Here is a 23,192-nt window from a genome sequence, read left to right as displayed (position 1 = left end):
TTGAAATACGCGATATTAAAATTACATAGTAGACTGGTTTTAAGCATAGTAAAGAAATAACAAGATGTCAGATAGTCATATTCCACTGCCTGAACGGCTCCGCCCACGTGATTTAGCAGAAATTATCGGTCAGGATCACTTATTAGGTAATCAAGCCCCTTTACGCCAAATGATTGATCAAGGGCATTTACCCTCGATTATTTTTTGGGGACCACCGGGGGTAGGGAAAACCACCATTGCTTTACTTCTGGCACAGGCGGTTGATCGACCTTTTGTCAGTCTATCTGCCCTGAATACTGGAGTGAAAGAACTGCGTGAAATCATTGCTCAAAGTGGTGATTTACTTAAACCTGTAGTCTTTATTGATGAAATTCACCGTTTTAATAAGTCACAACAAGATGCCTTATTGAATGCGGTTGAAAAGGGTAAAATCACGTTGATTGGCGCAACAACGGAAAATCCTTCCTTTGAGGTGAATAGTGCATTGTTATCGCGTTGTCAGGTGTATAGCCTGAATGCTTTAGATGCCGATGCAATTCAAACCTTATTGAATCAGGCTCTACAAAACGATGCCTTTTTAAAAGAACGATATATTCAAATTGAAGAATATGAAGCACTGATTCAATTTGCTGCCGGAGATGCACGTAAGGCCCTTAACCTGCTAGACCTGATTGCCAGCACCTTTGAACCTGAACTTGAAAATATCATTACCAATGCCATTGTGGTGAAAGTTGCGCAGCAGAATATTGCCCGCTATGACAAATCGGGCGAGCAGCATTATGACCTGGTCTCGGCTTTTATTAAGTCAATTCGCGGTAGTGATCCGGATGCGACTTTGTATTGGATGGCACGCATGCTCAAAGGCGGTGAAGATCCGGTCTTTATTGCCCGTCGTATGCTGATTGCGGCGTCTGAAGATATTGGTAACTCGAATCCGAATGCTTTGCTTCTTGCGGGAGAATGTTTCCGTTCGGTTCAAGCTGTAGGTATGCCGGAATGCCGTATTATTTTGGGACAGTGTGCAGTATATTTGGCGACCAGTGCCAAAAGTAACAGTACTTATTTGGCCATCAATAAAGCTTTAGATCTGGCTGAAAAAACCGCAAATTTACCGGTACCCTTACATTTAAGAAATGCACCGACTAAATTGATGAAAGAGCAGGGCTATGGCGTGGATTATCTTTATCCACACAATTACCCAGAGCATTTTGTCTTGCAAGACTATTTGCCGCCTGAATTAAAAGGTACTAAGTTATATGAGTCCGCGCGGAACAAACGTGAAGTGGAAGGTGAGCGTTTACAGCAACGTCGTTGGCAGCAGGAACAGCAGCAGCAATAAAAAAAGCCCAATTCATGGAGAATCGGGCTGAAAATAGGATGTCTTGGGGGAGATACATCCTATAGGATAAACAATGATCTGGTGAGCAAGGTATCAATCAAGATTCAATTGCAATGTTGCCAGCTATGAAATTATATTAGCGGCTTGAGTAGAGAGTGTAAAAACGATGATTTTTTATTAAATAAATTTATTTATTCGATTGAATCCTTTATTCACGATCATAAAAAACCGAGCTTAAAGCCCGGTTTTTTGAATCTGTAGACGGATTAAATATCTGAAAGATCGAGACCTAAACGTGTCGCCACTTCTTCATAAGCTTCAACCACACCGCCTAAACCTTGACGGAAACGGTCTTTATCGAGTTTTTTCTTGGTGTCTTTATCCCATAGACGGCAACCGTCTGGAGAGAATTCGTCACCCAGAACAATACGGTCGTGGAATACACCAAATTCAAGTTTGAAGTCAACAAGAAGCATATTGCCTTTGTCGAACAAATCTTTAAGGACTTCGTTGACTTTATAAGTCAGCACTTTCATTTGTTCAAGTTGTTCAGCAGTCGCCCAACCTAAAGCAATTGCTTGAGATTCGTTCACCATTGGATCGCCAAGAGCGTCGTCTTTGAAGAACAATTCAAAAGTAGAAGGTGTTAACTCTTTGCCTTCTTCAACCCCTAAACGACGGCACAAGCTACCCGCTGCGTAGTTACGAATCACGCATTCAACAGGAACCATCTTTAATTTTTTCACTAAAACTTCAGTCGGAGAAAGAAGTTTTTCAAAGTGAGTTTCAATGCCAGCAGCAGCCAATTTTTCCATGATGAAGGCGTTAAAACGGTTGTTCACCTTGCCTTTACGATCTAGCTGTTCGATTTTTTCGCCGTTAAATGCAGAGGCATCATCACGGAAGACTAGGATTAGGTGATCTGCACTGTCTGTTTCATAAACAGATTTCGCTTTACCAGTATAGAGCAAGGTTTGTTTCAACATGGGGGAACCTTTTTCAAAAAAAAATGCCTAGTACGACTAGGCTGGCCAATTTTGGTAAATCTGGGTTAACAGTTCTGCAGCTTTTTCTTGGTCTGCAAAGCTATTATCGGCATTGAACACAGCGATATTGTTACTCGTTCCTACAGAGGTAAGTCTTAAGACATAGACCTGTTGATCGACCTTAATCGTTACTTCATAACGATTTTTACTTTGACCAACAATGGTATGGTTCAGGCTGCTGAGAGTAGCAAGTGTGTACTGCCAAATTGTAGCAGAATTTCCATCAATTTTGAGCAACGGATTTTGATTTCCATCACGAACTAACTGAGGGCGACCGACATTTGTGTTGTCATCCTGGCGATCTGTTGGCGCATTTGCCTGAACGTTGTCAGGGCGAGGTAAAGCAAAACGGTTGCCACGCTTATTTTCAAGCTTGGGTGCATGTTCAATCGCAAGTGGGTCAACCGTCGGAGACGGATACAATGGCGTTGCAGGTCGAACCATTGAACCTTCAGGATACTTCAGAGGTTCAAAGGTTGCAGTATTTTTATAATCCAGAGAACCATTGTTGATTCCCATTGAACTACAACCAACTAAACTGAATGCTGAAAGTGCAAGGGCTAAACCAAAACGTAATTGCATAGTGTTGTGCTCTTTATTTAATGACACCAGAAGCGTTCAGTGCTTCACGCAACGGTGTACGATATTGTTCTGCAAGAGGAGTTAATGGTAAACGAATACCTGTACCAATTAATCCCATTTCATGAAGCGCCCATTTCACAGGAATTGGGTTGGATTCACAAAATAGAATATTGTGTAAATTTGCAACTTCATTGTTTAAAGCTTCAGCGAGTTCTGTGTCACCTGCAACCGCAGCAGCACATATTTGGCTCATTTCTTTAGGTGCAATATTGGCAGTCACAGAAATATTGCCTTTCGCACCGAAGCCCATCAATTGGTATGCAGTCGCATCATCCCCAGAGTAAACGGTCATATCTTTACCGTGTAATCCTTGAATAAGTTCTTGACCACGCGGTACATCACCAGTTGCGTCTTTAATCCCGATAATTTGCGGGATATCGGCCAGGCGAATCACTGTTTCATTGAGCATGTCGACGCCAGTACGCCCCGGCACATTGTATAGAATTTGTGGTAAATCAACAGCTTCAGCAATCGCTTTATAATGCTGATATAAGCCTTCTTGTGTAGGCTTGTTGTAATAAGGTGTGACGAGGAGTGCTGCATCGGCACCGAGATCTTTGGCTTCTTTGGTCAGTTCGATCGCTTCATGGGTAGAGTTTGCTCCCGTACCTGCAATGACAGGAATACGTTTGTTGGCTACACGAATGATTTCCGCGATGACTTTGGTGTGTTCTGCCATGCTTAAGGTCGAGGCTTCACCAGTTGTGCCTACAGCAACAATACTGTTTGTACCTTGTGCTATATGCCACTCAACGAGCTTTTCTAGACCCTTCCAATCTACGCTGCCATCTTCAAACATCGGGGTGACGATTGCGACAATTGAACCTTGGATGATCTGTGCTTGCTGAGTCATTTTAAAAAAATATCCTATTTGTCCATCCGGCTGAGGTAGAAAAACATAAATTTGGATGGTTACCTATTCTGATTTATAGCATTTTCAATATGATTAGACGTAATTGAATTCATGCTTATGCAAATTATGAACGAACAAACGATGAAGAACAATATGCTTTAGTCAAACCATTTAAAATCTTTATGAAAAGCAAGTGAAAAGTCTACCAAATAGAACAAAAGCCCCTTTTACAATCGAATTCTACTAACCTTTTGATCGCCATCATTATATAACTGGTCGCTTGTTATAACTTAAAAATACTAGTGAAGTTGTTATAAAAGTGCTTTAAAGCCACTACCATCGCCAATTCCGGGTAAAAACCTCGGAATTTAAGATTTAATAAAGATGACCATAGACTTGAAAGCTATATAAACCAAGAGTTTAAAAGATAAAAATTATCCTTAAAAACCTAAGGAATAATCAGTTAAAACTATTAATCTATTGTTGACGTTTTCGCACAGGATGATTTTCATAATTGAAATTCTGATTGTCGTATTAAATTTTTTGTGCTGATTAGTCGCGATTAAGTGTTTTTATGACTATCAGTTATTGCGCTAAAAAAACGCTATATATCTACTATTTTTGCCAATCAATGGGCGCTTGTTCCACTTATTGATAGTTATTTGTATTTTCAGACTCATGGATGATGGTGATCTATTTTGGACACTGATTGAACAAGGAGTTTGCAATGGAAAGATCAGATAACAAACACTCCGTCATTACAGTCGCTATCTGTTTTTTAATTGCAGTTATTGAAGGACTGGATATTCAAGCAGCAGGTATTGCCGCAGCCGGCATTCGTGAAGCTTTTGGCTTGGATAGTTCGCAATTGGGGGTGTTTTTTAGCGCAGGGATTCTGGGTTTGTTACCCGGAGCGCTGATTGGTGGAAGATATTCGGACCGGATCGGACGGAAAAAGGTACTGATTTGGTCGGTTGCAGTATTTGCTGTATTTACCTTATGTACCGTATGGGTAAACAGTTTTAACACGCTTTTACTGGTTCGTTTTTTAGCAGGTGCAGGTTTAGGCGCTGCCATGCCAAACTTGATTACACTGGCTTCCGAAGCGGTTAGACCTGAAAACCGTGGTCGTGCTGTGGGTTTGATGTATTGTGGTATGCCAGTGGGTGCGGCTATTTTGTCGTATGTTGCGAGTTTAGATTTTGGCTCAGACTGGAAAAATATTTTCTATCTAGGTGGTTTGTTGCCGATTATCGTGCTTCCTATCATGATTAAGTTTTTACCAGAATCACGTGAATTCTTGAAGGCGAAAACCAATGCGGAAACAACCACGGTAACCACTCAAGGCTCTTTTAAAGACTTATTTAATAGCAGTAACGTAATGCGTACCTGCTTAATTTCAGTAAGCTATTTCTTCACCTTGATGGTGGTTTACATCATGTTGAGCTGGTTGCCTTCATTGTTTATGGAACTGGGCTTTACTCGTAAAGAAGGCAGTACCGCACAATTCTTCTTCATGATGAGTGCAACAATTGGCACGATTATTTTAGGGATGCTGACGGACCGCTGGAAAAAAGCCTATGTCATCATTTTGATGTACGGTGGTATTTTGGCAGGTTTATTCTGCTTAAATGCAGCAAGCTCCTTGACGCAAATGTATATGGCTTCAGCCTTGGTCGGTGCATTCGTGATTGGTTGCCAAGGTGTACTGTATGCTTTCGGTAGTATTGTTTACCCGACGGAAGTGCGCGCAACAGGTGTGGGTATGGCATCAGCCGTAGGACGCGTAGGTGCAATGCTTGGACCCGCAATTGCAGGTCAACTCCTTGCCGCAGGTTTCGGGGCAGCAGGTGTTATTTCAGCAGCTATTCCATGTATCGTGATTTCAGCAGTTTTCATGTTGATTCTGGTTCGTCGCTTACAAACTCCAGCTTAATTTTTTGATGTCTAGAATAGCTCGCAGATTGCGGGCTATTTTTTTAACTTCAATTTTATTTCTACTTTTTTAGCCCCACAAAATTAACAACTTTGCCAATGCTTTGAATCAAGTTGAGTATCGGACATACTTATTATCGAATCTGTATAGAGGCGAATTTGCCAAAGCCTCTCTATGATTTAAATGGACAGTCATTTTATTTTTACCATCTAGCCTGAATACTGCAATTTATTTTGTTATATGCTTAACCAAAATGACAACATGCAAAGAATGGACTGCGAATTATGCAAAACAATACAGCCTTGATTGTGGTGGATGTACAAAATGGTTTTACTCCAGGGGGTAACTTAGCTGTGGCCCAAGCGGATCAGATCATTCCGAACATTAACCAATTGGCGCGGTATTTTGACAATATTGTGATTACTCAAGATTGGCATCCACATAACCACGTATCATTTGCTGAAAATCACATAGCTAAACAGCCTTTTGAAACGATTCAATTAGATTATGGAACTCAAGTGTTGTGGCCTGCGCATTGTATTCAAGGCACGCCAGATGCCGAACTACATCCAGATCTTGACCTACCCATCGCACAGTTAATTATCCGCAAAGGTTTCCATGCACATATAGACAGCTATTCTGCTTTCATGGAAGCGGATCGAAAGACCACAACCGGTTTAGCGGGTTACTTAAGGGAGCGTGGAATTGATACCGTTTTTATTGTCGGAATTGCCACAGATTTTTGTGTAGCATGGACGGCGATAGATGCTTGCAAACTGGGCTTTAAGGCTTATGTGATTTCGGATGCCACCAAGGGCATTGATCTGGATGGGTCATTGCAGCATGCCTGGCAAGATATGCTTGCAGCAGGGGTGAAACGCATTTTAGTCAAAGATATTATTCAGCAGCTGGCATCATAAAGGGCGCAATTAAGAGGCAGGAATAATCAATAATTTCCTCATGCTTCTTGTATCAGATAATATTGAGTACAGGATGCCAGAATAAATATTGGATTGAACCATGTCAGCTTTTTTGCGCTTTACGCAGTTTATTCAAAAAACCTTTGCGCTTTGGGTAGTGCTATTTGCAGGTATTGCTTTAATTGTGCCCGAAGCATTTGTCTGGCTGAAAGTTTATATCATCTGGATGCTCGGCATTATCATGTTCGGAATGGGCATGACCATGACCGTGGATGATTTTAAAGGAGTCTTACAAAGTCCTAAAGCAGTCATAGTTGGAGTGGTCGCACAGTTTATGGTAATGCCAGGACTGGCTTATCTGTTGTGTCATTTGTTTCAACTGCCGTCTGAAATTGCGATTGGAGTGATTTTAGTGGGCTGTTGTCCTGGAGGCACAGCTTCAAACGTGATTACCTATATGGCCAAAGGCAATACTGCTTTATCAGTGGCCTGTACCTCGGTTTCGACTCTTTTAGCACCTGTGTTGACACCTGCGATTTTTTATCTTTTGGCTAGCCAATGGATTGAAATTAATGCCCTGTCGATGTTGGGTTCAATACTTCAGGTCGTGCTGTTCCCAATCATTTTAGGTTTAATTGTCCGCGCTGTATGGAAGCAAAAAGTGGATAGTTATATTCAGGTGATGCCACTGATTTCTGTGATTGCGATTGTTGCCATTGTGGCGGCAATTATTGGGGGGAGTAAGGCACAAATTTTAGAATCAGGTTTACTGATTTTAGCTGTAGTCTCGTTACACAATGGTTTGGGGTATTTACTGGGTTTTTGGGCAAGTCGAGTGTTTAAATTGCCTTATGCTGACAGTAAGGCGATTGCCATTGAAGTCGGCATGCAAAATTCTGGTTTGGGTGTGGCTTTAGCGGCAGTACATTTTGCTGCTTCACCACTTACTGCAGTGCCAAGTGCTATTTTTAGTTTATGGCATAACATTTCAGGTCCTGCATTGGCGACGTATTGGGCCAGTAAAGCCAATAAAACGAAATAGGGGTTGCATGAAATTTCTATTTTAAATAGATAAAAAAGCCGAGCAAATGTGCTCGGCTTTTTTATGAATCCATTTTAAGAAGCTTTAGATTGTTTGGCTTTTAAAATTTCAGTTCTGAAAGTCTGTGCCAATTCAGCCACTTCAGTGTCCATTCCGTTCATCATAAACGCATGACGGGTCAACACATTGGTTGGATTAGGCATGCTAACCAATTGAAAACGATCGGAAATATTTTTGAGTAATTCATTCGGTAAATGAATGGCACTTTCTTTTGCTGCTAACTGTTGAACCAGACGTTCTGCCGCTTGGACTGGTGTTAGCTGCATGGCATCGACATGACTTGAAATCGCACTGCGGGTTTGTAAAACAAAGCGCTTTTCTTCGCGATAGCGTTTATATAACACATCCGACAACAGCTGGAACACGGTACTGATCATCACCAGACATTGCACTGCATTTGGTGTTTCAACCGACATGCTAATGGTGGCACCATGTTCATCAAATTTATGTACGGTGGAAATATCGGAACTATTTAATTTGTAGTGTTGAACACACAATTCAGCGGTTTTATTCAGGAAAATCTGACACAAATTGAAATACGGCACGGATACAGTTTTATTAACTGAATCCATAAGTTGTTTTGGATCATAAAATTGAATATTTAAGGCAATACATTTGTCATCCAGCATCACAGGTTTTGATTCTTTGACTTTAACTTTTGCCTGAGCATTTTGCTGTGCTTGTGCAACTGCGACAGCAGCATTGTGTTGTTCTTGTTCTAAGGCCTGAGCCAAGGTTTGAATTTCATGTTTTAGACGTGATTCATTATTGATACGTGCTAGATATTCAGTCCGACTTGGACGGGCAATCGCACGATAAGCCAGCCACAATAGACCATGAATCATCAGCGATAATAAAATCGCCAGCCATTGAGTCCGTAAAATTTCACCAATACTGGACTGGATTAACGTGATTTCAATGGTGCCGACTTTCTTTTCATTTTGCAGTGCTTCACGAACAAAGACTTCACCTTGACGTGTCTTGGTTAAACCACCTGTTGCAAGTACCTGATTATTCGCATCTAAAATTCGAATAGAGGCTACACTCGGGTTAGTTGCATAACGGTCGGCTAATAATGCCAATGACACTGTATTGGCCGGTTCAAGCTCGGATAGGCTGTCTGTGACCAGTTGCGTGGTCATCAGCTGTCCCTGACTGGCGCGATTTGCATTCAGTTGATGCGTCGTCGCAAGAACCAGTAAAAAGGTGTGTAAAGCAAAACTTACTATCAGTAGGCTAGCAAATAGCCCTTGTCTAGGCGCATTCAACGTAAACTTCCAAGGCATTTATATTCAAATTCGATTATGATTCTTACAATAGTTGTAGCTCAGATCCGAGTCAATTCATGCGAGAAATCATTCTTATATCATTTTTGGGACCTGACCAGCCTAATCAATTTACACGATTAATGCAGGTACTGTCCGTACATTCTTTACAAATTTTGGATGTTGGACAAGCCGTCATCCACAACCAACTGACTTTAGGTATTGTTGTTTCGTCAGATGACCAAACTGCTACAGCATTAGCCATGAAGGAGATCTTGATTCTAGCACATGATATTGGTTTAACTGTGCGCTTTAAACCAATCTCTACAGCAGAATATGATCAATGGGTCAGCGAGGGTGGGCAGACCCGTTATATCGTGACTGCACTTGCACCAGAATTAACCGCATCTCAATTACAAGCAGTCACCAATATTGTGTCTAACCAAGGCTTTAATATTGAAACTGTAACTCGTTTGTCGGAACGTCCAAAGTTAGCGGGTCAAGCTGACGGGCCGAAACGCTCTTGCGTACAATTTGGTTTGAAAGGACAAATGCTGGATGCCACGGCAATGCGTGCAGCTTGCCTGCGTTTATCGACTGAACTTAATGTCGATGTCGCGGTTCAAGAAGACAATGCTTACCGTCGTAACCGCCGTTTAGTCTGCTTCGACATGGACTCTACCCTGATTGAACAGGAAGTGATTGATGAGCTGGCGATTGAGGCAGGCGTAGGGGAGCAAGTTGCTGAAATTACTGAACGTGCCATGCAAGGTGAACTTGATTTTCAACAAAGCTTCCGTGCCCGTGTCGCCTTGTTAAAAGGAATGGATGCTTCTGTTTTACCTCAAATTGCAGAACGTTTAACCGTGACTGAGGGCGCAGAACGCCTGATTTCAACCTTGAAAGCACTGGGTTATAGAACTGCTATTCTTTCTGGTGGCTTCCAGTATTTTGCTGAATACCTGCAAGAAAAATTAGGAATTGATGAAGTTCATGCCAATTGTCTGGATGTTGCTGATGGCATGGTTACAGGCGAAGTCAAAGGCCATATTGTTGATGGTGCGCGTAAAGCGTTCCTGCTACGTGAACTTGCTGAACGTATGGGTATTTCACTTGAACAGACCATTGCGGTGGGGGATGGTGCAAATGATTTACCGATGTTGTCCATAGCCGGTTTAGGTGTGGCATTCCGTGCAAAACCTTTGGTTCGCCAAAATGCAAATCAGGCCATTTCTAGCGTAGGTTTAGATGGTGTATTGTATCTACTCGGTGTACACGATAAAGACTTGAGTCGTGCTTAATTTTTCTCCTAACTGTTGAAGTTTATTGATAAAACGCGACATTGATGTTGCGTTTTTTATTCTAGAAATAGTTAAAAATACGATGAGCGGCTGAGTTAAATTGCTGATAAAAACGACAATCAATCCATTCGTAAAAAATATTTTTTTAATACTTTTAACGCGTGTTTTTTTTGTAATGACACGGCAAGTCCGTACCCATCTCACTTCCAGAAAAAGTTAAAAATAAAAAAATGTAATGACAAAATAATATTGCGACAAGGTGTGTCGCTTTATGAAAATACAAGACTTTTTTTCTTTAAAAAACTACGCATAATGCTTGCATAGAGATTGATATAGACATATTCATCATTTATTTAACGGTATCGGGAATCAGGTTGAGACAAACTTTCAATGTCGAAACCTTATCTTAGACGGAGGTTTTTATGGTTACAGCGAATTTAGCAACCATCGTAGGCTTAAGCTTGATTGCGGCTGCTTTGATAGCTGTTTTCTTCTCGCCTTATCGTCGTTTGTTAAGCTTTATGTTTGCAGGCATGCTGTTTTGGGGATTGATTGAAGTTGTCCGCTTCGGCACGCAAGCAATATTTGAATTACCTATAACCTATAGCTATCTTACGGCATCAATGTCAGCAATGGTGGTCGTCGCTATGCTTTTGATACGTGAAGATCGTCGTGCAGAACGTGCTTTGACTGAACGTCGTTGTATTGAACATACACCTGTATATGAAGAAGATCAGCAGCACTGCTCAAGCCGTTAAATTCAAGTATCCAAGAATTCTAAAAAATGTGCCTAGAGCACATTTTTTTGTTCCTTCAATATTGTTATACAAAGCCTTACTTCAAGAAACATAAGTTATGTTAGGATAAGTCGTCAATTTTCCAACAATTACAATAGGCTTAAATGTCATGAAACTATCTTCGATTCCTGTCGTAAAATTACCACTGGTCGATGTAAGCACGGATCCGCTTGATTTATTGGTTGCGGGTTTGGCTTTGCGTATGAAACAGTTGGCTCGTACCAGTCCAAAATTTATTGAGTTAGTTCATGAACGTCAGTTTCGTATTCAAATTGGTACAGATTTAGGTGTTGCGCGTCAAATTCTGGTAAACAATGGACAAATTGATACTGTGTCTGGCGATGCCGAAAAAGCTGACTTCATTTTACAGTTTGCAGACAGTGAGCAAGGCGTAAAAACTTTACTGAAAGGTGATCCAACCGCCTTCATGACCGGCATGCAAAATGGCACGATTAAAATGGAAGGGGATTTTGGGCTTTTGGTGTGGTTTAACAAAGTAGCCAAATTGATTCCACCAAAATTACCTAAACCAGTACAGGAAAAAGTGAAATGGGTGCGTTCATTTATTCGTGAAAAAAGCGGTAAATAATTTCAGATTTGCATTTAAAAATACAAAAAGCCCTCATTCGAGGGCTTTTTAATGACTGAGGTTTTGCGCAGTTTATTCAACTTCCAGATTAAAGGTAACGGGTCCATCATTCACCAGATGCACTTTCATATCGGCTGCAAAAATGCCAGTTTGCACATTTTCAAATTGAGTTTGAGCATAAGTGACCAATTGTTCATAAAGCACTTTGGCTTCACTTGGCGGCATCGCGGGTCCAAAGTCAGGACGCAAGCCTTTTTGTGTTTGCGCCATCAAGGTGAATTGAGAGACCAATAATAATCCGCCACTCGCTTGGCTGACATTCCAGCCCATCTTGCCTTGTTCATCATCAAAAAAACGATATTTCAGGATCTTGTCGATCAGCTTTTTGCCTTTTTCAAGATTATCTTCTTTGCCTAGACCCAGAAATACCAAAATACCGTGTTGGATTTCACCGGTGGTTTCACCATTGACCACGACTTTGGCTTCTAGGACACGTTGTAATAAGGCTCGCATAATTTAACCAGATCAGTTATTTCAAATTTGCTGTGAATTGTAGCAAATACACGCTTAATAGCTTTAAAAAGTCGTAGTGTGCAGATGTGGATTTAAAAAATCTCCATAAATAGATCAAGATGAATGTACCTTTTAATATCTGTGCTTTTAGTAACACTCGTCAAAAACGAGTGTAAAGAAACTGTTAAGTATAATTAGAAAAATTGGACAGGGGGTAAATTTTGTTTTAGCCCATGATGTATGAACCTTAATTTATTCAATAGTTTTCAGTATTTACCAAAACATTAGTTTTATAGTGAAAAAAATATGCTTTAATGCGGATAGTTGATAAAAACTGAAAGTGATATGTCCGCAATCATCCATTCATTATTAGATACCGACCTGTATAAATTCACCATGTTACAGGTGGTTCTACATAAATTTCCTCAGACCCATAGTGTTTACCATTTTCGCTGTCGCAACTTAGAAGATACCGTTTATCCCCTCACGGATATTCTGGATGATTTAAATGAGCAGCTTGACTATTTATGTCAGCTCAACTTTAAAGAAGATGAGTTGCAATATTTACGTAGCTTGCGTTTTATTAAAAGTGACTTTGTCGATTACTTAGAATTATTCCAACTGAAACGACGCTTTATTAAAGCCAGTATTGATGATCAAGGCCGTCTGGATATTTGGGTTGAAGGCCCGATGGTTCAGGCGATGATGTTTGAAATCTTTGTGTTGGCGCTGGTTAACGAATTATATTTCCGCCGTATCCGTACCGATGAGGTTTTGGCTGAAGGTGAACGTCGTTTACAGGCCAAAGTGGCTTTGCTTAAAAAGTACGAACAAGAGCAGAATCCGAATGATCCACCATTTTTAGTATCCGACTTTGGTACTCGTCGTCGTTATAGCTATGCCTGGCAGAAACATGTGATTACCCAGTTTCATCAGGCCTCGCCGTATATTTTCCGTGGTACCAGCAATGTGCTAATTGCCAAAGAATTGGGAATTACTCCTATTGGCACCATGGCCCATGAGTTCCTGCAAGCCTTCCAAGCCTTGGATGTACGGTTACGCAATTTTCAAAAACTGGCCCTAGAAACCTGGGTACAGGAATATCGCGGTGACTTGGGAATTGCCTTGACCGATGTGGTCGGGATGGATGCCTTTCTACGTGACTTCGATTTGTATTTTGCCAAACTGTTTGATGGTTTGCGTCATGACAGTGGCGATCCCTACGAATGGGGTGACAAGGCGTATGCCCATTACAAAAAACTTAAAGTTGACAGCAAAAGCAAGATGCTGACTTTTAGTGACGGGCTGAATCTGGAAAAAGCTTGGGATTTGCATCAGTATTTTAAAGATCGTTTTCAGGTGAGTTTTGGTATTGGCACCAATTTGACCAATGATTTGGGGCAAACGCCACTGAATATTGTGTTGAAGCTGGTGGAATGTAATGGTCAATCGGTGGCTAAAATTTCCGATAGTCCTGGAAAAACCATGACCGATAACGATACTTTCCTGGCTTATTTACGTCAGGTATTCCAAATCACTGAAACTAAATAACAGTGACTTTTCTATAGCTGATTTTTTGCTAAAAGAATGCAAAAAATCAGCATAATAGTGAAAATGAGTTGTGCTAAGATCGTGAATGTTGATCTAAATAAAACTCGAAAAAGTATGACTGTTTCTGCATTTAATTTTAGTCTGCTCATTGAAGCAGAAGACCTCTTACCACATTTGGGCAATGAGAAATTACGTATTGTCGATTTAAGCCGTAGTTCTGTTTATGATCAACTGCATATCCCACATGCGATTCATGTCAAGCCTAAACAGCTGCTTCGCCAAGAAGAGCAAGCCTCGGGTTTACTTCCCGATATTGAAGGCTTACAAGCACTGCTTGAATATTTGAATATTTCTCCAGAGCATCACCTTGTCGCCTATGATGATGAAGGCGGGGCATGGGCGGGACGCTTGATCTGGAATTTGCATTGCCTCGGTTTTGAAAACACCAGTTTGCTAAATGGCGGTATTCATGCCTGGTTGGCTGCAGGCTTTCCAACTTCTTCAGAGGTCGAAAAATTAGCACCTGTTGCACATTTGGTTGAAATTAACCAGGCACATATTGATCAGTACCGGATTGAATACCCAAAACTTCTAGAAAAAGTAAAAAACAATAACATCCAAGTGTGGGATTGCCGTACTGAAGATGAATACACCGGACTTCGGCTTGCAGCGCGACGCGGCGGTCACATTCCAAATGCCCGACATTTTGAATGGAGTACTGCCCTTAACCGTGAAAATCATTTAAAATTACATCCTTTAGAACGTACCCAACAACGCTTAGAACAATTGGGATTCAATTTAAATGAACCTGTAGTGGTATATTGTCAGTCACATCACCGTTCGGGTTTAGCTTATATTTTGGGTCGATTACTCAATTGGAATATTCAGGCTTATGATGGTGCGTGGAGTGAATGGGGCAACCGCCTCGACAGTCCGATTATTACCGGGGAGTTACCGTCTTGAGTTTCGCGTCACGATTAAAAAAACAAATTTTTATTCAGGCACAACGTATTGTGCCACAACACCAGTTATCACGTGTGGTGGGGAAACTCGCGGCCAGTGAAAACCCGATTGTCAAAAATACCGTGATTCAGGCTTTTAAAGCCCAATATGGTATTGATATGTCAATTGCTGAACAAAGTGATGCATTGAAATATAAGTCTTTCAATGAATTTTTCACTCGTTCATTGAAAGACGGAGTCCGCGCGATTGACGATCATCCCAACAGTATCGTTTCACCTGCGGATGGTGCAATTTCACAATTGGGCAAAATCAAAGATGGCGATATTTTTCAGGCCAAGGGTCAAAGCTTTTCAGTTGAAAAATTAATTGCCGATCCACAACTGGCTGAACCGTTTAAAAATGGCCAGTTCGCAACCGTGTATTTATCGCCTAAAGATTATCACCGTGTGCATATGCCTTTTGCGGGAACTTTAACTGAAACTTTATATGTGCCAGGTGAATTGTTCTCGGTGAATCAGACGACTGCGGAAAATATTCCGGGTTTGTTTGCACGTAATGAACGTATGGTGTGTCTGTTTGATACTGAACTGGGACGTATGGCTGTGGTTTTAGTCGGTGCCATGATTGTTGCCGGTATTGAAACAGTGGCGACAGGTAAGGTGAAACCCACAGGTCGTCTGGAACTCAATCAACATAATCTATTCCTTGAAAAAGGTGCAGAGCTGGGTCGTTTCTATTTGGGTTCTACCGCGGTGATTTTGTTTGAACAAGATAAAATGGCTTGGGATGCGATGTTTAAAGCGAACTCAGTCGTAGTGATGGGTGAAGCTTTGGGGCATACGGTTTAATAATATTCTTCCTCTCATAGCAGGAGCTTAGGTAGAGGGGCTTTTACGTACAGCCTTTCTCGTTGCGAACTCAGAATATATTCTGAGGATCCTCATCTCCTGGCAGGAGATGGAATTTAAACTATAAAAAAAGCGCCTCATTTGAGACGCTTTTTTTATGAATTCAACTTAACGTTTAACCACAATCGAATCAATACCACTGCGTTGTAAAGTTTGCTGGGCTAGGATTGCAGCTTCAGGCGAATCGTAAGGACCGGAAATTACCCGATACCAAGTTTGCCCATTTTCAACCGATTTAACCACATCGGCAGATAAACCATTCAAAATAATTTCAGCGCGACGAGCATCCGCACTATCTGGATCAGCATAGCTACGAACTTGAAGAATATAACTTGGCTGATGGGCAACCGGAGCTTCAACGCTTTCAAGGCCTGGCTCAGTAGCTTCCGTGTTAACTGTCGGTTTTTCTTCAGGCGCTTCAACAATCACGACAGTTTCTGATTTTTTAGTTTCAGGCACTGCTTGATCAGGAATAGGCGTGACTTGTTGCTGAGGCAATAAATCATAGAAACGATAGTCTTTGTTGGTATCTTCTTGGTAATGTTCAGAATTAATCTGATTCTTCGGCTGAACCGGTGCCCACGGTTTCCATAGCATTAGAGCTACAGCAAAACTCAGCACGATTAAAATGACGACAAGTGTTCCAAGCCATGCCGGAATCAATGGCTTCTTAGGCTTGTTCGGTCGCTCAGATACACCGCGTTGCGTTTTTCCAAACACGTGGGACTTCCTTTTGTTCTAATTACATTGAGGTAGGGGCAGATACACCTAATAATTCTAAACCATTACGTAAGACTTGTTGTACATTTACTGAAAGTAATAAACGGGCTTGCGTAAGGTCGGCATCATTGTTGAGTACTTTATGCTCATTATACCAACCGTGAAATAATGCTGCCAATTCTTTCAGATAGTTACCGACTTGATGCGGTTCGTAACTGTTAGCTGCCCGAATTACAATTTCAGGATATGCGGCAAGCTTGGCTAAAATTTCAGTTTCAGCATCAAGATCCAGTTTCGCTGCAAATTGACGTGCATTTACGGCATCAAAATTCACATGAGTAGAGGCTGCTTTCTCTAACATACGGCAAATACGTGCGTGGGCGTATTGAATGTAATACACCGCATTGTCTTTGCTTTGTGACACTGCAAGGTCAAGGTCAAAGTCAATGTGCTGTTCAGATTTACGCATTACATAATAGAAACGCGCTGCATCATTGCCGACTTCTTTACGCAAGTCACGTAAAGTGACGAACTGACCTGAACGAGATGACATTTGTACCATCTCGCCGCCACGCCATAGGCTGACGAACTGAACCAAAAGCACAGTGAGTTTTTTAGAGTCATAACCCATCGCATCAATCGCAGCTTTGACACGTGCGATATAACCGTGGTGGTCTGAACCCCAGATATCCACGATATCGGTATAGCCACGTTGTAATTTATTTAAGTGGTATGCAATGTCAGATGCGAAATACGTGGTTTGACCATTACGGCGTTTGACTACACGGTCTTTTTCATCGCCGAATTCAGTCGATTTAAACCAGATATTGCCGTCTTGTTCATACAAGAAACCGCGTTGATCAAGAGTTTGAAGCGCTTCTTCAATTTTATCCGTCAATGACTCTTCACTGAACCATTGATGGAAGGTTACACCGAATTCGCCAAGGTCATCTTTAATGTCATCAAGAATGGCTTTTAAAGCCGCTTGTAAAAATACGCGGTAGCCTTGACCAATTAATTGTTGTGAATTGAAGATCAAACCATCGATATGTTTTTCTTTATCGCCTGAAAGCACAACCTTGTTACCATCTGCATCAAGTTCAGCTGCAAATTGCACATCTTCAGGCACGTCTTTATAGACATCCGCAACAGGGCGTACATAAGCATCCCCATCTTTGTCGATAATGCTTTGTGCGATTTCTTTAACGTAGTCACCTTGGTAAGCATTTTTAGGGAATACCAGTTCTTGACCGGTTAATTCTAAATAACGCAAGTATGTGGATGTTGCCAGGATATCCATTTGACGGCCGGCATCATTGACATAATATTCGCGGTCAACTTTTGCACCCGTTGCTTCAAGCAAGTTGGCCACCGTCATACCATATGCTGCACCACGACCATGACCTACGTGTAGGCTAGAGGTTGGATTTGCAGAAACGAATTCGACTTGAATACGTTTTTCAGCGTTGGCCTGGGTACGACCGAATTGATCCTTTTGCGCTTGGATCTGATCAAGCACAGTAAAGCGTTGGTCGGCATTTAAAAAGAAATTAATAAAGCCAGGGCCAGCAATTTCTGCTTTACTGATATCAGAAACTTCAGGAAGACTGGCGAGGATTTTTTCCGCGAGATCACGAGGCTTCATGCCAGCAGCTTTAGAACCGATCATCGCGATGTTCGAGGCGAAGTCACCGTGGCTTCGGTCTTTGGTTCGCGTTAAGTTGCCACTGTTATTAAAGTCGGATGGGAGTACACCTTCAGCTTGAAGAGATTGCACTGCATGTTCGAGAGCTGCTTGGATTGCCGTATTCATAATCAGTCGAAAAATAAACGTCGCGGAAAAACAGCAAATATAGCAAATTTCATCGTCTTTAGGTGAACCCATTTGTATTGAATAAATCTTGTCCGACAGTCTACCTAAAGGGGCAGAAGATAAAACAAGGAAAAAATCCCAAAAAGCATGATTTATGGCATATTGGAGGGCTTAAAAGAATGAACAGAACAGACAATATGCGACCTGAACGCCCAACGATTATCGGAAATATTCCCAAACTTCCAGCAAAATGGGCCACGGTGGTGATGCCGTTTATTTTATCTGGACTGATGAGTGGCATTATTTCCTTGATTAATATGCTGCGTAATCTGGGTTGGAGTGATGGTTTTATGAATTTATGGTTTCACAACTGGATGATTTCTTGGGCTTTTGCTTTTCCAATTGTATTAATGCTTTTACCTTTAGTCCGTAAATTAACTGCCAGACTGGTTGATCTATCAGATTCGAATGGGCCGAAGTAATTTTGTCCTTTTAGGCTATAGTCTGTTCCCATCTTTCTACTTTTTTCGTTTGAAAGATTTATAGTTTAGAGACCTTAAAAACTTGAATGATTTTAACAAGCATATTTTGCTTATTGAGCAAAGTCTGCTGTAATTTAAATACCTGAATCAAACTAAAGCATCACATCAACCAAAGCGCGAATAATCCCAAGCACCAAACCAATAAATGCCCCCACCACCACACCATTGACGCGGATCATGTGCAAGTCGCCACCGACTTCATTTTCAATTTTGTCGATCATTTCCCGCGAATCCCATTCATGAATGCGTTCGCTTATAAACCGAATCACTTTTTCACTGTACTGGTCACTCAAATTAACTGCAATTCCACTCATCCGGTCATTGAGTAATTCACGTACTGCCGGGTTGGAAATGATATTTTCCCCCACTTGCTGAATAGCGACACGCAGGTTTTGAGCAATACCTGAATCGTCTTTTAATAAGTCAGCTTTAATGGCATCACAAAGAATGACCACAGCCCCACTAATAAAATTCAGCACTTGCGGGCTGTCCAGCAAGGCATCTTTGGTGCTGTTTAAACGATGACTGGCACTACTTTCATCATCTGCCAGTTCCAGCATCAATTGATGACCCATTTCTTCAATTTTTTGACGCCACGGATGTTCCGGGTCGGCAAGCATCGATTCTACTCGTTCAACCAGTGAGTCGATGGTACGTTGCTGTACATCAATTCCAATCCAGCTTGCACCTTTCGCCAGTTTCCATACCCCTAACTCTTTGAATAAGGTACGTGTCAGTTGACGGGTTTCTTCCGGATGTGACATTACCCATTCATGCGCAAGATCGAGTCCGCGTTGTAAGACATCTTGATGAAAATCATTTTCCAAAACCGCGCGCAGCATTTCACTGGCCAAGGTATTGATTTGGGTATTGCGCACCCATTGCACGCTATTATTTTGAATAAAACGTCCAATTTGTTCCTGTCCCACGAATTCAAAAATTTTCGGTACAGTTTGCTGAATGACTTGGGTGACTTGAGCGTTATTTTCAGGTTTGGCTAACCATTGTCCAATGGCCAGACTAAGATCGGTATTGTGCAGGCTTCGCTTCACCACCTGCGGCGATAAAAAATTTTCCTGTACAAAACGTCCCATTGATTCTGCAATACGGGCTTTATTGCGCGGAATGATTTCGGTGTGATCACGCATGAATTTGGGAATCGGCATTTTCCCAAACGGGTTACGGAACAGCACGGTAATGGCGTACCAGTCGGCTAAACCGCCCACCACACCTGCTTCGGCAGCCAGCATGAAAATATGAATCAGCCAGACATATTCAGGAAGTAGTTTGGCCACCACCATCAACACTAACCAAGTCAGAATCGCCAAGATTAGAGCAATGGTGGCAAAGCGTTTACTGCGTTGCAAACTAGGTGGAGGAGTTACTTCCGCTGGAGTCATGCAATATTCCTGTTAATAGGGGAGATCGGTTATTTTTTTGGTGTCACGACTGGAGGCTGTAAAACTTGTCCAGTCGGGCTAAGTCCGTATTTTTGCCCTAACGATTGTAAAATTAAATAGGCATCGAAGGCATCATTTGGTGCTTTTTTCTGATCTTTATAACATTCAATAGTATAGGAAACCTCTACTGGGTCAATATTCACTACGCGCGGCATATCATAAAATGGATCAGGCCAGAAACCAGGATAACGGCTGTAATAGCCGTATGGATAGTACATTGGGGTGGAGTAGACCACAGCTTGTCGTGGGGCTTGGCTACGATTACTTGGATCATTCAGGACTTTAAAATAGCGAAATCCGTTTTGTAGGGTGGTTTGAGCTGCTTTGACCAAGGTGATTTCCTCGGCTGTCCCAAAACTCATGTTGGGACGTGCCTGGAAACTGATGCGATAGGACTGTGAATTTAAAGGGATATTACTGAATTGACCTAATTGGTCAAAAGTCAGCGGTTTGGAAGGTGTGGTTGCACAGCCAGAGAGGGCAATTGCCGCCACTATGCTGAGGCCCATAATGCTATTTTTCATGTTAAACCTCCATACCAATTTACTGTGCGAGGGAGGAGACACAATAAATGTTTAGAAACTGCTGTTGGGTTGGGTTAAAAATTCGAGCTCTTCTGCAGTCGAGGTACGCGCTAAAATTTGATTACGGTGCGGATAGCGCCTGAAACGGTCAATAATTGCTTTATGCATTTTCTCGTAATCCAGATTCATGGGATTACCCAGTCGTTGAAATAATTTTAACGCGAATTCATGGATGAATTTCGATTCACTGTGCATAAACGGCATATATAAAAACGCACGTTGTTCTGGACTTAATTGTTTATCCAAATCCAGGCTAATTGCTTCTTGGGCAAGGGTCAGTGCCAAAGCATCTTGGGCAAAGGCTTGCGCTTGATCCCGGAACAAATTTCGTGAAAATTGGTCCAGTACAATAATTTCAGCCAGGCGGCCTTCGGCAGTTTTTCGCCACGACCAAAGCTCGGCTTGTGCTGCTTGCTGGTGAATATCACGAAACTTTTGATTAATTAATCCATCAAAATCATCACTTTTTACAAACCATAAAGGCTGTGTTTCGGGGTTAAACCAAAAGTCCAGAATATCCTGATAATTCATAATATTTACAATTCCTTAGCACTTATTATTCAATACAATCACAAATTGTAGGTGTCTTATAGAGTAACTTTGTGATAAAAATTTGCCAGAAATAAAATCGACATTTGCTTGAAAACTATACTCGGTTTAATGTGACAGTCCAAAATCACGTTATACTGCTATAAACTGATGATTTTATTTTAGTAGTTCTATTTAGTAGTTATCTTCCGATAAGCGAGATTGTAATGAGTCAACCCGAATCGACCTCTCAAGTTGTATTACCAGCTTGGGTGGATTCTTCGCTGTTTAAAGGCATGTTGCGCGGTATTGAGCGCGAAAGCCTGCGTATGCAAAGCAATGGTTTTTTGTCGCAAGCATCGCATCCAAAAGCACTCGGGTCGGCTTTAACACATCCGCATATCACCACAGATTATTCAGAAGCTTTGATGGAGTTTATTACTCCGCCACAAGACAGCATTAAAAAAGCATTGCATTATTTAGAAGATATTCATGCGATTGCCCATCGCTATTTAGAAAATGGTGAAAAACTGTGGCCATTGTCGATGCCATGTATGCTCGATGATGAGGAAAACAATATTCGTTTAGCACAATATGGCACCTCCAATGCGGGCCGTTTTAAGACGTTATATCGTCATGGCTTAGGCGTGCGTTATGGTCGTCGCATGCAGACCATTTCAGGGGTGCATTATAATTTATCATTCCCTGACCAAGTGTTTGAAGCGCTGCAACAACAAGAAACTGACGACACACTAAAAAGTTTAACTTTGCAGGATTATCGCAGTCATCGTTACTTTGGTTTAATTCGTAACTTTATTCGTTTGACCCCCTTGGTAATGTTCCTGGTTGGGGCCAGTCCCTCAGTGTGCCAGTGCTTTATGACTGGACGTGAACATCACTTATTACCTTTATTAAAAGGAACCTTGTTCCTGCCATATGCGACAGCACTGCGCATGGGTAATTTTGGTTATCAGAATTCTGCCCAGAAAGAATTGGGCATTCACTACAATAACCTGTCCGGTTATTTAGAGGGATTGCAAAAAGCGGTAAAAACGCCTTATGCGCCGTTTAGCCGTTTGGGTCTAAATGATGAACAGGGCGAGCCGATTCAAATCAATGACCATGTGCTGCAAATTGAAAATGAATACTACAGTTTAGTCCGTCCGAAACAGGTGCCTCAAGCTAGGGAAACCCCCTCTGAAGCGCTTGAGAAGCGTGGGGTGGGCTATGTCGAACTGCGTGCCGTAGATGTCAATCCCTATAGTCCGATCGGGATCGATGAAAACACAGCGGCATTCCTGGAAGTGTTGGCATTGTATTGTTTATTGCAAGATAGTCCGGATTTACTGGATCAAGAACAAGAACAGATTGAGCGTAATCAGACTGAGGTGGTGAATCGTGGTCGTGCGCCAAATGCATTGATTATTGATGCAGCAGGTGAACATGCCATTGAAGACTGGTCACGTACTCAGCTTACAGCAATGCAACCTTTGGCTGATTTGCTGGATGCGACTTATAGTACCAATCTGTATTCAGCTGCATTGGCGATCATGCTTAAACGCATTGATGAAGTGGATGAAACTCTGTCTGCACAAGTGATTGCCGATACTTTAGAAAATGGTGGCACATGGAACTTTGGTAGTTTTATGGCACAACAACATGCAACGACCTATGCGCAGCATCAATTAAGCCCGGATACAATGTCTTATTTTGAGGGGCTGGCTGAGCAATCTTTGCAACAACAACAGCAACTCGAACAAGATAGCAGTCTCAGCTTTGAGCAATATCTTGCCGATTATCGATAAAAATTAAGAGGATTC

General features: G+C 41.7%; 22 protein-coding genes. 12 read left to right on the top strand and 10 right to left on the bottom strand.

Going from position 1 to position 23,192, the window contains the following annotated elements; genetic code table 11:
• Positions 1-64 precede the first annotated feature (64 nt).
• On the top strand, positions 65-1,339 hold the full coding sequence (locus tag E0H89_RS10760) for a replication-associated recombination protein A (RefSeq protein ID WP_131216917.1): 1,275 nt from the start codon (positions 65-67) through the stop codon (positions 1,337-1,339).
• 266 nt (positions 1,340-1,605) lie between these two features.
• Here the strand turns inward: E0H89_RS10760 and purC are convergent, their stop codons facing one another.
• The 3 genes from purC to dapA are packed head-to-tail and all read right to left on the bottom strand — an operon-like array spanning position 1,606 to position 3,880.
• Positions 1,606-2,325, bottom strand: coding sequence for a phosphoribosylaminoimidazolesuccinocarboxamide synthase (purC, locus tag E0H89_RS10755; RefSeq protein ID WP_131216914.1), 720 nt, complete (start codon positions 2,323-2,325; stop codon positions 1,606-1,608).
• A 36-nt stretch (positions 2,326-2,361) separates the two neighbouring features.
• Positions 2,362-2,967, bottom strand: a complete 606-nt coding sequence (locus tag E0H89_RS10750) for a lipoprotein-34 precursor (NlpB) (protein WP_131216912.1) — start codon at positions 2,965-2,967, stop codon at positions 2,362-2,364.
• 13 nt (positions 2,968-2,980) lie between these two features.
• The gene (gene dapA, locus E0H89_RS10745; protein WP_131216911.1) at positions 2,981-3,880 is read right to left on the bottom strand and encodes a 4-hydroxy-tetrahydrodipicolinate synthase; all 900 of its coding nucleotides are present in this window, start codon (positions 3,878-3,880) and stop codon (positions 2,981-2,983) included.
• 727 nt (positions 3,881-4,607) lie between these two features.
• Between dapA and mhpT the strand changes: the two genes are divergently transcribed.
• The 3 genes from mhpT to E0H89_RS10730 all read left to right on the top strand — a co-directional run bounded on the left by mhpT (position 4,608) and on the right by E0H89_RS10730 (position 7,778).
• Positions 4,608-5,816 (top strand): 3-(3-hydroxy-phenyl)propionate transporter MhpT, encoded by a 1,209-nt coding sequence (mhpT, locus tag E0H89_RS10740; RefSeq protein WP_131216909.1) that lies wholly within the window; start codon positions 4,608-4,610, stop codon positions 5,814-5,816.
• Between the two features lie 284 nt (positions 5,817-6,100).
• On the top strand, positions 6,101-6,736 hold the full coding sequence (pncA, locus tag E0H89_RS10735; protein WP_131216907.1) for a bifunctional nicotinamidase/pyrazinamidase: 636 nt from the start codon (positions 6,101-6,103) through the stop codon (positions 6,734-6,736).
• A 100-nt stretch (positions 6,737-6,836) separates the two neighbouring features.
• Positions 6,837-7,778 (top strand): bile acid:sodium symporter family protein, encoded by a 942-nt coding sequence (locus E0H89_RS10730; RefSeq protein WP_131216905.1) that lies wholly within the window; start codon positions 6,837-6,839, stop codon positions 7,776-7,778.
• A 74-nt stretch (positions 7,779-7,852) separates the two neighbouring features.
• Here E0H89_RS10730 and E0H89_RS10725 read toward each other — a convergent pair whose 3' ends face one another.
• A complete protein-coding gene (locus E0H89_RS10725) occupies positions 7,853-9,106 on the bottom strand; it encodes a hypothetical protein (RefSeq protein WP_131216987.1) in 1,254 nt (417 codons plus the stop codon).
• Between the two features lie 77 nt (positions 9,107-9,183).
• On the opposite strand from E0H89_RS10725, the gene serB reads away from it, so the two are divergent.
• The 3 genes from serB (at position 9,184) to E0H89_RS10710 (ending at position 11,790) form a co-directional block, all read left to right on the top strand.
• Entirely contained in the window at positions 9,184-10,404 is a 1,221-nt protein-coding gene (gene serB / locus E0H89_RS10720; protein ID WP_131216903.1) for a phosphoserine phosphatase SerB, read from the top strand.
• 422 nt (positions 10,405-10,826) lie between these two features.
• Positions 10,827-11,162 carry a ciprofloxacin tolerance protein AciT gene (gene aciT / locus E0H89_RS10715; protein ID WP_131216901.1) on the top strand — a complete coding sequence of 112 codons (336 nt, stop codon included), beginning with the start codon at positions 10,827-10,829 and terminating at the stop codon, positions 11,160-11,162.
• Between the two features lie 148 nt (positions 11,163-11,310).
• Positions 11,311-11,790, top strand: coding sequence for an SCP2 sterol-binding domain-containing protein (locus E0H89_RS10710; protein ID WP_131216899.1), 480 nt, complete (start codon positions 11,311-11,313; stop codon positions 11,788-11,790).
• A 72-nt stretch (positions 11,791-11,862) separates the two neighbouring features.
• Here E0H89_RS10710 and dtd read toward each other — a convergent pair whose 3' ends face one another.
• On the bottom strand, positions 11,863-12,303 hold the full coding sequence (dtd, locus tag E0H89_RS10705) for a D-aminoacyl-tRNA deacylase (protein WP_131216898.1): 441 nt from the start codon (positions 12,301-12,303) through the stop codon (positions 11,863-11,865).
• Between the two features lie 345 nt (positions 12,304-12,648).
• Here dtd and pncB point away from each other — a divergent pair, with 345 nt between their 5' ends.
• The 3 genes from pncB (at position 12,649) to asd (ending at position 15,665) form a co-directional block, all read left to right on the top strand.
• The gene (gene pncB, locus E0H89_RS10700) at positions 12,649-13,854 is read left to right on the top strand and encodes a nicotinate phosphoribosyltransferase (protein ID WP_131216896.1); all 1,206 of its coding nucleotides are present in this window, start codon (positions 12,649-12,651) and stop codon (positions 13,852-13,854) included.
• A gap of 114 nt (positions 13,855-13,968) precedes the next feature.
• Positions 13,969-14,817, top strand: a complete 849-nt coding sequence (locus E0H89_RS10695) for a sulfurtransferase (protein ID WP_131216894.1) — start codon at positions 13,969-13,971, stop codon at positions 14,815-14,817.
• Complete coding sequence (asd, locus tag E0H89_RS10690) at positions 14,814-15,665, top strand: archaetidylserine decarboxylase (protein WP_131216892.1); 852 nt, start codon at positions 14,814-14,816, stop codon at positions 15,663-15,665. The genes E0H89_RS10695 and asd overlap by 4 nt, the downstream gene beginning before the upstream one ends.
• A gap of 168 nt (positions 15,666-15,833) precedes the next feature.
• Here the strand turns inward: asd and E0H89_RS10685 are convergent, their stop codons facing one another.
• Entirely contained in the window at positions 15,834-16,445 is a 612-nt protein-coding gene (locus E0H89_RS10685; RefSeq protein ID WP_131216890.1) for an SPOR domain-containing protein, read from the bottom strand.
• A 22-nt stretch (positions 16,446-16,467) separates the two neighbouring features.
• Entirely contained in the window at positions 16,468-18,258 is a 1,791-nt protein-coding gene (gene argS, locus E0H89_RS10680) for an arginine--tRNA ligase (protein ID WP_131216888.1), read from the bottom strand.
• 197 nt (positions 18,259-18,455) lie between these two features.
• On the opposite strand from argS, the gene E0H89_RS10675 reads away from it, so the two are divergent.
• A complete protein-coding gene (locus tag E0H89_RS10675; protein ID WP_131216984.1) occupies positions 18,456-18,740 on the top strand; it encodes a DUF2798 domain-containing protein in 285 nt (94 codons plus the stop codon).
• Between the two features lie 152 nt (positions 18,741-18,892).
• On the opposite strand, the gene E0H89_RS10670 is transcribed toward E0H89_RS10675, so the two are convergent.
• The 3 genes from E0H89_RS10670 to E0H89_RS10660 are packed head-to-tail and all read right to left on the bottom strand — an operon-like array spanning position 18,893 to position 21,375.
• Positions 18,893-20,200 carry a DUF445 domain-containing protein gene (locus E0H89_RS10670; RefSeq protein ID WP_131216886.1) on the bottom strand — a complete coding sequence of 436 codons (1,308 nt, stop codon included), beginning with the start codon at positions 20,198-20,200 and terminating at the stop codon, positions 18,893-18,895.
• A 29-nt stretch (positions 20,201-20,229) separates the two neighbouring features.
• A complete protein-coding gene (locus E0H89_RS10665) occupies positions 20,230-20,784 on the bottom strand; it encodes a CC0125/CC1285 family lipoprotein (RefSeq protein ID WP_131216884.1) in 555 nt (184 codons plus the stop codon).
• Positions 20,785-20,835: 51 nt separating this feature from the next.
• Positions 20,836-21,375, bottom strand: coding sequence for a DUF924 family protein (locus E0H89_RS10660; protein WP_131216882.1), 540 nt, complete (start codon positions 21,373-21,375; stop codon positions 20,836-20,838).
• A gap of 224 nt (positions 21,376-21,599) precedes the next feature.
• Here E0H89_RS10660 and gshA point away from each other — a divergent pair, with 224 nt between their 5' ends.
• Positions 21,600-23,177, top strand: a complete 1,578-nt coding sequence (gene gshA, locus E0H89_RS10655; protein ID WP_131216880.1) for a glutamate--cysteine ligase — start codon at positions 21,600-21,602, stop codon at positions 23,175-23,177.
• Positions 23,178-23,192: the final 15 nt, after the last annotated feature.

It is taken from the genome of Acinetobacter sp. ANC 3781, from assembly GCF_004331285.1.
In the GTDB taxonomy this organism is placed as follows: Bacteria; Pseudomonadota; Gammaproteobacteria; order Pseudomonadales; family Moraxellaceae; genus Acinetobacter.
This window is presented reverse-complemented; position numbering and strand designations above follow the sequence as displayed.

Bases quoted from the DNA above. Each gene is read 5' to 3' on its own strand.
- E0H89_RS10760 (WP_131216917.1), top strand. From the start codon at position 65: ATGTCAGATAGTCATATTCCACTGCCTGAACGGCTCCGCCCACGTGAT.
- purC (WP_131216914.1), bottom strand. From the start codon at position 2,325: ATGTTGAAACAAACCTTGCTCTATACTGGTAAAGCGAAATCTGTTTAT.
- E0H89_RS10750 (WP_131216912.1), bottom strand. From the start codon at position 2,967: ATGCAATTACGTTTTGGTTTAGCCCTTGCACTTTCAGCATTCAGTTTA.
- dapA (WP_131216911.1), bottom strand. From the start codon at position 3,880: ATGACTCAGCAAGCACAGATCATCCAAGGTTCAATTGTCGCAATCGTC.
- mhpT (WP_131216909.1), top strand. From the start codon at position 4,608: ATGGAAAGATCAGATAACAAACACTCCGTCATTACAGTCGCTATCTGT.
- pncA (WP_131216907.1), top strand. From the start codon at position 6,101: ATGCAAAACAATACAGCCTTGATTGTGGTGGATGTACAAAATGGTTTT.
- E0H89_RS10730 (WP_131216905.1), top strand. From the start codon at position 6,837: ATGTCAGCTTTTTTGCGCTTTACGCAGTTTATTCAAAAAACCTTTGCG.
- serB (WP_131216903.1), top strand. From the start codon at position 9,184: ATGCGAGAAATCATTCTTATATCATTTTTGGGACCTGACCAGCCTAAT.
- aciT (WP_131216901.1), top strand. From the start codon at position 10,827: ATGGTTACAGCGAATTTAGCAACCATCGTAGGCTTAAGCTTGATTGCG.
- E0H89_RS10710 (WP_131216899.1), top strand. From the start codon at position 11,311: ATGAAACTATCTTCGATTCCTGTCGTAAAATTACCACTGGTCGATGTA.
- dtd (WP_131216898.1), bottom strand. From the start codon at position 12,303: ATGCGAGCCTTATTACAACGTGTCCTAGAAGCCAAAGTCGTGGTCAAT.
- pncB (WP_131216896.1), top strand. From the start codon at position 12,649: ATGTCCGCAATCATCCATTCATTATTAGATACCGACCTGTATAAATTC.
- E0H89_RS10695 (WP_131216894.1), top strand. From the start codon at position 13,969: ATGACTGTTTCTGCATTTAATTTTAGTCTGCTCATTGAAGCAGAAGAC.
- argS (WP_131216888.1), bottom strand. From the start codon at position 18,258: ATGAATACGGCAATCCAAGCAGCTCTCGAACATGCAGTGCAATCTCTT.
- E0H89_RS10675 (WP_131216984.1), top strand. From the start codon at position 18,456: ATGCGACCTGAACGCCCAACGATTATCGGAAATATTCCCAAACTTCCA.
- E0H89_RS10670 (WP_131216886.1), bottom strand. From the start codon at position 20,200: ATGACTCCAGCGGAAGTAACTCCTCCACCTAGTTTGCAACGCAGTAAA.
- E0H89_RS10665 (WP_131216884.1), bottom strand. From the start codon at position 20,784: ATGAAAAATAGCATTATGGGCCTCAGCATAGTGGCGGCAATTGCCCTC.
- E0H89_RS10660 (WP_131216882.1), bottom strand. From the start codon at position 21,375: ATGAATTATCAGGATATTCTGGACTTTTGGTTTAACCCCGAAACACAG.
- gshA (WP_131216880.1), top strand. From the start codon at position 21,600: ATGAGTCAACCCGAATCGACCTCTCAAGTTGTATTACCAGCTTGGGTG.